Source organism: Deltaproteobacteria bacterium, from assembly GCA_026712905.1.
GTDB lineage: Bacteria > Desulfobacterota > Binatia > UBA9968 > JAJDTQ01 > JAJDTQ01.
This window is the reverse complement of sequence record JAPOPM010000216.1, coordinates 1-11503: the sequence shown is the minus strand read 5'-3', so window position 1 is coordinate 11503 and position 11503 is coordinate 1. Positions and strand designations below refer to the sequence as shown.

Sequence of the window (11503 nt, the reverse complement as noted above, 5' to 3'; positions counted from 1 at the left end):
GGTACGCGCATCTGGCGCGGGAGTCGGTGCGCGACTCCGCCATCCGCGTATCCGACAGCATCGCCGCCGACATCCTGAAGGGATACGCGAGTGGCGGCGGCGACCAAGCACAGACGCCCTCACGGAAGCCCTGGAGCGCTACGCGGACCAAGGCAGCCAGTTGACCAGCCTGGAGTCCACCGCTACCCTCAAAGACGTCGGCGTCGCCATCGACGGCGGGGGCGGTTGCGTGGACAACATCTTCATCGAGCGCGCCGCTCGCGCTCGCTTGTGTCCGAAGCCGTCTAACCGCAAGAATTCTCAGATGGCTTCCAAGCCCAACGGTCATCGCCCGATGGATACCGTTTCACAATACCGAATGGCTTCACTCCGTCCTGGCCGACTCCACCCGCCCGAACCCTACGACAAGGGAATACCGCTGGAGAGGCAGGCTGAGCCGCACACCTCGTCTGCACCTCTGCAGGATTCTGGCGGTATAACCGATCATCCGGAATACACCTTTACTCTGCCGCCATCCTGTCCTACAAACCAGGACCACCTCAGTAACCCCAAAGTCGTTGCGAACCCGCGCGGCAAGGAGCGTGTAACAGGTCCTGTTAGACTTCCTGACGCGCCTCCCGCTCATCATCAACAGAACGCGCATCATCGATCCGATCAGCGAGGGTGCGGAGCATGTAACTGGCCCATTGGCGTACTTTTCGCTTCGGGTGTTGGTCGCGCAGCGTCGTCAACGGCGTTGTGTACAGCTGGTAGTAGCTCGTCACCGCCCCCGACCAAGAGAAGTTGTGTATATTGCGGGCCGCTGCCTGCCGTACGTCACTGCGGTCGCCGAAATCGTTAAGCAAGCCGGCCATGACCGGATGCAGTGATCTCTCGGAGGCTTTGACGTCGCAGGTTGTGAGGAACGGCACCATGGATGCTACGAACGCGGGAGCACGATCCGGATGCGCGTGGCACCAGGCAAACAAGGTTTCTTCGGAGAGGTAGAGTAGATTTGGCCTCTCCCCCCGCCCGAACGAGAACCGATCTCCCAAGACAACTTCCAGGCGCCATGCCTGCTGTGGGTCTGAGACGATTGCTTGGCCAATCAGTGGCCAGACGATCTCAGGAAAGCAAGTCAACATTGTCGGGACGACGCGCTTTATCATCCACTCATCGCCGTAGTTCTCGACTTCGACCAGCGTCCTCGCCAACACCAGAGCCGTGGCACAGGCGTCGCGGTCGCTCCGGCCCTTGTTGAGCATCCATTCCATGAGTTGCTCGAAGTGATGCATGAATTGCTCGGAGTGATGGTCGAACTCGGGTGATCCCTGCGACCGTTCCCACCGGGTCAGGTTCTCCGCGCACTTGCGGATCTGCGGTCGCAAGTCTTCAAGCTTTTCGGGTGCACCGTAGGCATACATGCCCATGAGTTCCACAGCCACATGGAACGCGTCGACGCCGTGGCCGAGCATCCTGTCGAAAAGGGGCGTCACCGCAGAGGGCGGTACCTTGGCGAGCACCCCGCCGAGAGTCCACTGCATCAACCGCCAGGGCGGCAACAGGTCCGCCTCAAACGCACCGATGACGAACTCGATATCGGACGGCGTAATGCCAAGGCGCCAGCAGACCAAGGGCAGCGCAGGCGCAAGTTCCGGTGACCGCGACGCCTTCCGTTTGAAGGAATCGACAACTTCTGGATATTTTTCCACCATGCCTGTGAGATAACCGGACAGCAGATCGAAGTCTCGCCCGTCCTCCGGCACCTCCGAAACGGCTAGAATGATCGGGTCCAACCAGTCCTGCGGCGAATCGGCAATGTCGGCGATGGCCTTTCCAAATACGTACGACATCCGCTGCAAGCCACGGCTGAGTTGGGGTAGGACCCGCGTGAGAGCCTCATGCTGTGTGGCAAGCTCCGCCGCCAACTCCCGTACGGCTTGAACCTGACGTTGCTCGCATTCGTCGAGACTCAGTTTCCCGTCACAGAGGTGTCCCGGCGGCATTTCAGTCACCAGGAAACGCGCGCGCGATACAACGTCCACCGGCATCAACTCGTCGATCAACTTCCTGACTCGGCTCACTACTGCCTCGTCCATCTTGCCGGTGTCATGCTCCATGAAACGGCCGAGGCTCTCAAGCGCTTCAGCCCAGTAGCCCGCAAAGGCGCCCACCTCCCGGATCGCAGGTTCCACGACGTCGATGACGCCACTTCTGACAAGCCAGCGCAGATTACCGCCGAAACCCTTGCGGGCATACGCACCAAGCTCGTCGTCGCGCGTCGCGAACACCACGAGGCGTTCCACGCATCCCTTTACGTAGTCCACCAGTTCGTCTTGTGTCGCTGGCTGCCATGGTTCCAGTGCCCGGCGGGATCCGTGGATTTCCGCTCCCACCATCCGCGAGAAATGGTCGGTCTTGGTGGCCGCAATCAGCGCCTTAACGACAATGGCACGCTGGATCGGCTCGTCGGTAGCGGCAGCCTCATCCAACACGAAGAGTCTCGCCGTCCCGTCGGCCCCGGTGTTACCAAGCACGACCGGGAAGAGCGCTACGAACAGTCCGGTGGCATTGTTGTTCCAGATCCCGTCCTCAGCGACGGCGAGACGCAACAAGTGCAACGCTCCAACGTCAAAGCTAACGGGATCGAAGGCAATTTTCTCGAGTGCCCATACTAAGTGACGACGCGTCTCGTCTCCCACGTCCGCCAAGTCTTTGACATCGCTCAGGGAACGACCCATTTGGTCGGCGACCACCTCCGTGTCGACTTCCGCCAACGCTGACAACACCTCCGCGTGGCTGGTCACGGAAAGTCCGCCGGCACCATCGAAGGGTCCGCCGATGCGGCAGACATGCCTCACGACGTCACGGGCGACGTCGGTCGTGTTGAGCAAGGCAAGTTGCCGGGCGGCCAGCACCTTAAGGTCCGGGCTGGTGTCTCCGCTCAGCACTTGTTCCCATTTGACCGGCTCCCACTCCCTCCATTGGCGCTCCGCGAGCCTCATGGCGACCGGGCGCGGTTGGAGCACAACGACCCCACCTCGCCGTCGCGCGACTCCACGACTGCAAAGATCTTCAACGGCAAAGGAAAGGTCTTCGGAGATTAGGTCACGCCCCAGGCCAGCGACCTCACTCACCTGACTGCCGTCCGCCATGTTGACCAAGCCAAAGGTAGCCAACAGCGTCGCCGCCTTGATCAACAGATCGGGCTCCCGAGGGTTGCGCCCCAAAACGAAAGCATCGACTAGGTAACCATCCGTGGCATGGGCAACGGGACGGGATGCGGCCCACGCCTGTCCGACGAGGATCGCGATCTTCGGGAAACCCTTGGAGAAAAGGGCGAGCCGCCTCCGGTCCTCAAGCGGTATGCCTGGTGAGACCCGATCTATGACAGCTTCGGTGACTGAAGATGGCGCCTCGGGGACCATGAACGTCGTGTCGTCCGGCGTTCCGGCGGGAACCTCGTCGTCGATAGTGATCAATGAAAGAAGACTGCCACTACGCAGTACCATTCCAGCGAGAATCTGATGAGTTTGGGGAGAGCAGTGGTCGACGACCACGACGGCGCGTTGTCCGGTATCCGCCAATGTCTGGACGACTTGGTTGATGGACTCGGATCCGGCCTCGGTTTCGACAGAGTAAAGAATGAGATCACTCAAGAAGGGGCTTGCTGTTCCTTCCGTTGTTGGGCGCATCGCTTCAAGGGTCAAGCGAGACTTGCCGATCCCTGACGGCCCGACGATCCTGAGCACCGTGCGTGGTTCGGTCACCTGTTCACGCAGGCAGGCGCGCAGGTCAGGGAGGCGTTCATCCTCGACCCACCGGGACCTTTGATGCTCGTGGCGTCCATCCCAGTGGCTCCAGGAACGGAAAGGGCCGATGGTGCCCGGTTGAGTGCGCTCCTTCACCCAGATGGCGACGGAGGGGTGGCGATTCACCCAGGTCGCGATCTGGTCGGCGTCACGAAAGCCGACCTGCTCATCGCGTATGTTCAGGCCGGCACCACGGATCGCCTGACGAATGCGCTCCTCTCTCTTCTCGATATCCTTCTGAACGTAGGGATGTGAGCACAGCATGATGTAGTAGCCGCCGTCCCGGAGGACCGACCCGACCATGTCCTTGACTGCCTTTGACTTGGTCAGGACATCCTCGCCCGCATCACCCGGATAGATTCTGCCGGCTTTCAATTGAAACTGGCAGTTCCGAGAAGGAAGGAATAGCGTCCCGTCGGGACCGCCCTTCCAAGTGATGCGTCCGTCCTCACCTCCGTCAGCAACGGTGATATCACTAGCCACATGGATACCGTGTTCCGGGAGACCGTGGGCTTGGGCCTCGGAACTCAAAAGACGACGCAGGAGTTCCGGGAGTGTTCGCTCCGTGAGGACTTTGATATGCTCGCCCGTCACCTCAAACGGGCCAACCGCTGCAGCAGCCATCGGACGGGACTTGCTCCCTCCCAAGGTGACAAGCGCGGATGGATCGGCCTCCAGCAGACGGAGCAGCTTGACGACGGCGGCGGCAGGCTTGACCGTCCCAGCCTCATACTTGGTAAAAGCGCGCGGGCCGCCGCCCAACAACTGGCCGGCTTCAACCTGTGAGAGGCCAAGACTTTCCCGGATGGCACGGATTTCTTCTGGAGTTATTGATATGACCATTATGGTGTCTCCTTGTTTGATAACACCATATTAGTCAACAGATGAGGAAAGTCAAGAGAGTTGCCTATTCGCGCCGAGCGCGTAGGCCGGAGATTAAGCGGGCACACACCAGTCAAGGGGAACAGTTCAAGTGACCTCTGAGCCTGAAGGTGTCGTTTGCAGCGAATATGGCATTTATGTTAGATGTGCAGGTATCGCCGTTGTCGATAATGGAGGCGGGCCAATGGGAAATCGAGCCATGAAGGACGGAGAAACCAGTCTTGCGAGCGGCCGGGACGCTTTTCTTGCCGACCATATCGGCAGGAAACTGGCAGAGTTGCCGGATGGGACTGAGCCAGTTCCGGTTCGATTTGGCGCGGCCGGCGAGGAAACGGTCGAGATTCCCGCCCAAGCGTTGCGGCTTCTGCGGGAGATTCTGGACCAGATGGCGCGTGGCAATACAGTTGCGTTGACACCGGTTCAGGCCGAGTTGACCACACGGCAAGCGGCCGATCTCCTGCAGGTTTCGAGGACGTTCCTGGTACGGTTGCTCGACGAGGGACGAATCCCATACCGTAAGGTCGGCTCACATCGGCGTGTGCGGACTGAAGACATTCTCGCCTATCGTCGGAATACGGAGTCTCGTCGCCGAGATGCGCTGGACGAGTTGACTGCCCAGGATCAGAAACTCGGCTTGCAATAGCCGATGAACCGATTGACGGCGTTGCTCGACGCCAACGTCTTGTATCCCGGTGGCCTTCGAGACTTTCTTCTGCGCCTGGCGGATCAATACTTGTACCAACCGCTTTGGAGCGTCGCGATTCAATGAAGAATGGATCGCCAACCTTCTCGCCGACCGGCCCGATCTCACAGTCGCCAGGCTGGGGCGCACTCGTTCGATCATGGACGAGCACTTTCCCGAGGCGGTCGTTTCCGGTTACGAAACTCTCATCGCGGAACTCGACCTCCCTGATGTCCACGACCGCCATGTTCTGGCGGCGGCGATCCACGGTTGTGCCAGCGTAATCGTGACCCTCAACCTGCGGGATTTTCCCGCGGACCGGCTGGCGCCACATGGGCTGGAAGCACAACATCCCGATGACTTCATTGGCGGTCTTCTTGAGTCCTCCGCCTCAACTCAGCGAACTCCAAATACGGGCAAGGACCCGCCGCCGTCCGTGTCCCCCCGGATAGCGGCGAATCACAAACCATGCGTGGCCAAGCGGCCAAGCCTATCCCGCGCCAGTTCACGGCCGAGTACCGGCTGCGGATCCTCGAGGACGCGGGGCACCCGACCCGGCCAGATCGGGCGGCTGCTTCGCCGTGAGGGCTTGTATTCTGCCTCTACGTCCTGCTCGATACCTTCAGGCGATACGTCGCGGGCTGGCTGGTCACCGACCGGGAGAACTCCGCGCTGGCCGCAAGGCTCATCGAGCAGTCCTGCCTCAACCAGGGCATCAAACCCAGGGGCTCACCCTGCATTCGGACCGCCGCGCGCCGATGACCAACAGTTGCACCGCCCAACTGTTCGCCGGCCTCGGGGTCACTCGCTCCCTCACCGCCCCGAGGTCAACGACGACAACCCCTTCTCCGAGCCGCAGTTCAAGCCCCTAAAATACCACCCCGGCTTCCTCCCGCTTCCCGGATATCACCGCCGCGACCAACTCCTGCCGGTCCTTCTTCCCCTGTTACAACACCGAGCACCGCCATGTCGGGATCGCAATGCTCACACCGGATGATGTCCTTCATGGCTCAGCCCAACGCATTCTCGAACAACGCCAACGCGCCCTGCGTTCGGCCTGGTCGAAGCACCCGGAACGATTCGTTCACTGAGTCCCAGAGCGCCGGCCTCTCCCCAAAGAGGTCTGGATCAACCCACCGGCCGAGCGCAGAAGCCACCAGGGTTGCGGTAAAGGGCGGCCGGGGACCGCCGGCGGATGTCTTCCTCCACTGTGCGCTGTCGAGCAGTTCATGGTACGCTGAGGCTATCATCCCTCACACCTACTCCATCGTTCCTCATGATGACTAGTGACTGGCACCATCCTTCTCACGCCACCCTCGCCCACCTCAACCCCATAAACCGCGGAAAGGCCCATCGTTCGGGATACAGTGCTTGCACCTCATCCCTTGGCATTGGTTCCAATAACCTCTCTAGTTGAAATCCTGCGTCCGAAAACGTAGCTGTGTATTGTTCCAACGGACGATGAATATGTGTGGTGACGAACTCAGTCGCGCACTTCGAAATCGCGAACGGCGCCTCGATGAATGTCTCAGTTTCGTAATTGAACCAAGGCGCATCATTGTACCCCCAATACTTCGGCCAAAAGCACGGGTGGGTGAGAACGGCCGCAAAGCGTCCTCCGGGCCTCAGAACTTGATAGAGGGCGTCCGCAACCCTCCGAAGATCTGGTGCAGTCATTAAACTCATTACCGCCACCGCCATTGTCGCCCTTACATCAACCAATTGATCTAACGCATCTTCAAGCGGCGCTTCAACGAATCGGACATTCGTCATAGTTTTGCAAACGCTCCGAGCCACTACCGTACTGGCTTGCGCAGGTTCTATCGCAACAACTCTTTCAGCTGCTTTCGCAAGTTGCGCGGTGAATTCTCCTGTTCCCGATCCTACATCAAGCACAATCGACCGATTGCAATCTTCCAGCAACTTCCAGGTTGTTGGCGCAATAACATGGTCGAAACTAAGATCGACACCAGACGAAATCTGCCGGTGGCGCTCCACCGCTAGGCGATCCCAATCCCCTACTAGTTCACTATGGCTCTTGGGAGGGCAAGGTCTCATGGGTGCCACTATCGCACCTGCGCCTGACTTGACCGGACTAAGGCAACAAGATCCGCAGCAATGTGATAGGCCGGGTGAGCGCCCGCACTGAACTCCTCAATCACATGAGTCCTCCCGACGGTTCGGCCGACCGCAACAGCGCTCCCATCTCGACCGAAGTTCGTTATTGTAAAGCGTGAAGACGGCGTTTCGTGGCGTTCTGCTCCATAGTAACAACCTTCCGCGCCATTTTCGGTAAGTTCGTCAGTTAGTTCGGTGGGCGATGGCATACAAAGAATAAGCTCACCGTCTCGCGCTTTTTGCATCAACAACTCTTTAGTCGTCCCACTATTGGCCCAGCTCATGTCTCTGGTCCAAATCGCGACTAAGCTACCGTATTTGATCCAATGATGCATATATCTATTGATGCCTTCCGTGTCGGTCTTCGCGAAGACGTGACAGTACTTGTGATCATGAAGTTCGAAAACTACGAGAACCACGACAAAAATCACTGCGACGACGAGGAGGGCTATACCCCACCACGGCAACGTCGTCGGGGTGGGACGGAGCGATATGAACATACCCCCGATTGAAGCAACAGAACTGAAGAGAAAGAATAATCGGCATATCAGGCTGCGCCAAGCAATCCACCAACGTACCATTCCGGACTCCCTTCTGTTGACCGACGAGTCGGCGTTGAGTTGGCACAACGCCCTCTTCCACAACAAATGTTCTCGACGGGTGGCCGCCAAACCCGGGCAAACTTTAAGGTGTCGCGGTCAGTTGTTGTTGTGGGGCGTCCCGGGCAAGTGAGGTGGCCCTGGTTTTCTTGGACCGGGCAGCGGGACTAGCGCGTCAATGTTACCTTCTGCGCTATCTCGCCGCCGTTTAGCCGTTCTCGAAGTTCCTTACGAACTCGGAATCGCTTAGTTGCAAGCCCCGTGCAGCACCCATCACCTTCTTCTGTTACTCATCACACCTTACGGGACCGATTCCTCGAACATCTCGACTTGCTTTTCCCGTGGCGGCTGAGCCGATCCGGGCAACAACTCGGCGATCGCCTTCGCCGGGACGTTCCCGAGCTCGTTCGGCTCTAGCTTGTGCAGTCCTCCACCGTACACGCGGCCTTCTCCCAGCATCGCCTGCGGGGAAATCTCGTTCAGGAACTCCCAAACCTTCCGTTTTAACTGCGGCCTCTCCTGCAAGGCGCGCTCGATAGGTGCCTTCGGGTACAACATCAAATACACATTCGCGGCGGTCGCCTTCGAATTGTTCAGAATAAAGCGAAATGGCCTCCCGCTCTTTTTGTCGCTTCGGCCGAGATAGGTGCAGACGAACGGCGCCGGCGGTCGGAATTCCTGCGTGTACCACAGCGTCCGATGCCGACAGAGATAGCGATCGGCGATGCCTTCCGCCTTGCCTTCTTCCAGATAGGCCCACAGCTTCGGATAGCGTTCCTTAATCTCGTTTTCCGTCCACGGAGGATCGAGCAGAAACAAGCGCCGTTCCAGCACAGGGTTGCCCCTCAGATCGCCCTTGATCTCGTCGTCCAGTACAAAGCGCGGGCTCGGCAGGATCGGCTTGAATGCTTCCATCGGCAACACGCGTCGCTCGATCTCCTGCACCGACAGGATGAAGTAGCTGTTGTTGCCCGTAGCCAGACCCCGCTTAATCTTGAAGAAATCGCCCAGCACTGGCCCCGCGGCCACTTCAGGGCGTTCCTTCACCGGATAGCCCGTCCATTTTCGTTCACGGCGCAATGTCTCCACCGGCACTAACCGTTCCAGCTTCGGCCGTTCCAGCGTTCCGCCATAGGTGAATCGCACTTCATGCCCTATCCGAGGTTGTTCGTTGCGGAACCACACCACGGCTGACGACACAAGCGCGTCACCGAACTGCACATCGCTCGGATCGAAGCGATGAATGTGCAGAAGCGTCACCTTGTCAAGTAAGTAGCGCTTCACCGAGACGCCGTAATTCACGTCCATGAACTCGCTCGGAATCAACCACCCCGCTAAACTGCCATCGGCCATCCACACATGGCTTAAACCCAAGAAATAGCAATACAACCCGGCCAGTCCGTTGATCTCCACCCCGCAGGCGTCCTGCGTGCGCAGCTTCAGCCGCTGTTTCTCGCCGTTGTCAATATGGTGATGCCGCACATAGGGCGGGTTACAGATCAACAGGTTGAACTTTGTTGCAGCCTCCGGCGCTTCAGCTCGTGTGAAGTCCTCCAGGCGGATATCCAGCCCGGTCGCGCCCCATAACTTCGCCGACGGTCCGCCGTAATGCGGGTCGATCTCATACCCCACAGCAGCACCGATACGGGTTTGCGGGAACACGTCCAGCAACGCCGAATAGAAAGAGCCCGTCCCGATCGCCGGGTCTATGAACCGCACTCTCGTGTTCTTACCGAGATGCGCCTTGGCATAGCGCTGTATATCCACCGCCAGGCCGGTCGGCGTCGCGAACTGCCCCATCCGGTTCCGCACGGCCGAGTCCCTCTTCGCGTCCAGCTCTTCCTGCAGGGCCAGCCGTCGCTCCTCTAGCTCCGCAACTGCTTTCTTCATCATCTACAACCCAAACTCCCCCAGATCGTCGATACGGTGCTCCCAGACCCAGTCGATGCCTTCCGCGGCCTCGTAACCGAGATAGCCGCTGTCAAAATATCCACATAGGAACAGCGTGTAGCGTACGTTGTGACCATGGGTCCGGCGCAACTGGTTCACCTTTGTAGCTTCTTCCTTGCGTCGCTTGTTGACGTTCGTGAAATCCCCCGCTGACTTTGCCTCGATCAGTAGCGGCAGCTCGTCTACCTTCGCCGTTTTCGGCATCACCACCGCATCCACAGGGATCTTGACCGTCCTGGCAGCCCCTTCCTGCTCCACCGGCACGTTGAGATGGAACGCGTACGTCCCCGGCTCCAATTCGTCATATTTCGTGCCCTCGCCTGGCGGTAGGTTTTCGTACCCCAGAGATGTCAACCATTCGCCGATCGCGGCAAGCTGACGCTTTTCCTGTGCGTTACGGATGGTCGGATTGGCGACGGCCCCGCACAGGCGATCGGCCACGATCGTCGCAGCCCGGTGCAACTCCTGTTCGGACGGATCGTCCCCGCGCTCCAACCAGACGAAGACATCCGGGTCGGCCATCTTCTCGATGATCTGCCCGATCTTCTTAAGGTCTCTGTCCAACTCCTGCTGGGCCATTCGCGGCGGGAGCCTGTTTCCCTTATCCATCGCCTTGACGAGGTTCCCGGAGACGCCAGCAAGACCGATCAGCCGGTCCTCGGCCAGAGGCGGACAAGTGGACATCCGCAGTGACGGCAACACCGCAGGCTCCGCCTTCAGAAGATCCACGCCCACATCTTTCAGGTTCTTCGTCGCCTTAAGCGTCGCCTCGACATCCTTTGTGGTCTGCACCCGCGTCGTCCGGTAGGCCTCCGGCGCAAAGCGCATGAACCAGTCGTTGTACATGTCCACCGACTCCGCGATGTCCTGTTTCCACCGGTCCGGTTTGTCCCTGTTGACTGCCATCACTTGCCTTCATTTCCGGATCTTCCCGCTTTGCCCGCCAGCAAAGCTTCCACATCTCCTGAAATAGCTCGTTCGGTCGCCGCTTCCTTCTCGACCTTCGCCAGCTTCGACAGCCTGATCCCGGCAACCTGCGTCGGGCCCCGCGTCATCATCCGCCTTCCTCTCTCCGTACTTACGACTACGTTCATTGTTGACGACGACTCGCCACCCGTCAACAGCGCTCGCGCGAATTTACCGGACAATTCACGTGCTGCGGCACTCTTCGCGACTCCACACCCGCCCGTCCTCCCGTCGCGCACCCACGGACCGGAACGTGCCGAGATACCGGGCAAACTCCGCCCGGGCCGGCTTCGCCGCCGAGCTACCGAAAAGCCGAAGCGTGAGGAAGGCTCTCCCGGATGTCCGGGATGCCGGTCAGGAAGATCGCCTCACGTTGATGGCCCGTGTACGCGCAGTGGATGTATTCGTTCCAGTGGTTGGGCTCCGGGCCGTACTTCATCAGATGACCGTGCGCGTCGTCCGTCCGGGGCGGGTTCTTCGCCTTCATCCGCGCGCCCTCCCGCTCCAGATAGTCG

9 protein-coding genes are annotated in these 11503 nt (G+C 59.5%); 1 reads left to right on the top strand and 8 read right to left on the bottom strand.

Annotated features, from left to right (window positions below; translation table 11 throughout):
- Positions 1 to 596 precede the first annotated feature (596 nt).
- Positions 597 to 4634, bottom strand: a complete 4038-nt coding sequence (locus OXF11_17790; GenBank protein MCY4488953.1) for a type II toxin-antitoxin system MqsA family antitoxin — start codon at positions 4632 to 4634, stop codon at positions 597 to 599.
- Positions 4635 to 4872: 238 nt separating this feature from the next.
- Here OXF11_17790 and OXF11_17785 point away from each other — a divergent pair, with 238 nt between their 5' ends.
- A complete protein-coding gene (locus tag OXF11_17785; protein MCY4488952.1) occupies positions 4873 to 5316 on the top strand; it encodes a helix-turn-helix domain-containing protein in 444 nt (147 codons plus the stop codon).
- An 899-nt stretch (positions 5317 to 6215) separates the two neighbouring features.
- Here the strand turns inward: OXF11_17785 and OXF11_17780 are convergent.
- From OXF11_17780 to OXF11_17750, 7 genes are all read right to left on the bottom strand, one after another.
- Positions 6216 to 6362: a hypothetical protein gene (locus OXF11_17780; GenBank protein MCY4488951.1), complete on the bottom strand. Its 147-nt coding sequence runs from the start codon at positions 6360 to 6362 to the stop codon at positions 6216 to 6218.
- Between the two features lie 298 nt (positions 6363 to 6660).
- Entirely contained in the window at positions 6661 to 7353 is a 693-nt protein-coding gene (locus OXF11_17775; protein ID MCY4488950.1) for a class I SAM-dependent methyltransferase, read from the bottom strand.
- A 68-nt stretch (positions 7354 to 7421) separates the two neighbouring features.
- Complete coding sequence (locus OXF11_17770) at positions 7422 to 8054, bottom strand: hypothetical protein (protein MCY4488949.1); 633 nt, start codon at positions 8052 to 8054, stop codon at positions 7422 to 7424.
- Positions 8055 to 8372: 318 nt separating this feature from the next.
- Positions 8373 to 9965, bottom strand: coding sequence for an Eco57I restriction-modification methylase domain-containing protein (locus OXF11_17765; protein ID MCY4488948.1), 1593 nt, complete (start codon positions 9963 to 9965; stop codon positions 8373 to 8375).
- Positions 9966 to 10928, bottom strand: a complete 963-nt coding sequence (locus OXF11_17760) for a XamI family restriction endonuclease (GenBank protein MCY4488947.1) — start codon at positions 10926 to 10928, stop codon at positions 9966 to 9968.
- The gene (locus tag OXF11_17755; protein ID MCY4488946.1) at positions 10928 to 11080 is read right to left on the bottom strand and encodes a hypothetical protein; all 153 of its coding nucleotides are present in this window, start codon (positions 11078 to 11080) and stop codon (positions 10928 to 10930) included. Before OXF11_17755 ends, OXF11_17760 begins: the two co-directional genes overlap by 1 nt.
- A gap of 209 nt (positions 11081 to 11289) precedes the next feature.
- Positions 11290 to 11503: hypothetical protein (locus OXF11_17750; GenBank protein ID MCY4488945.1), on the bottom strand; the 214-nt coding region annotated here is incomplete at its 5' end.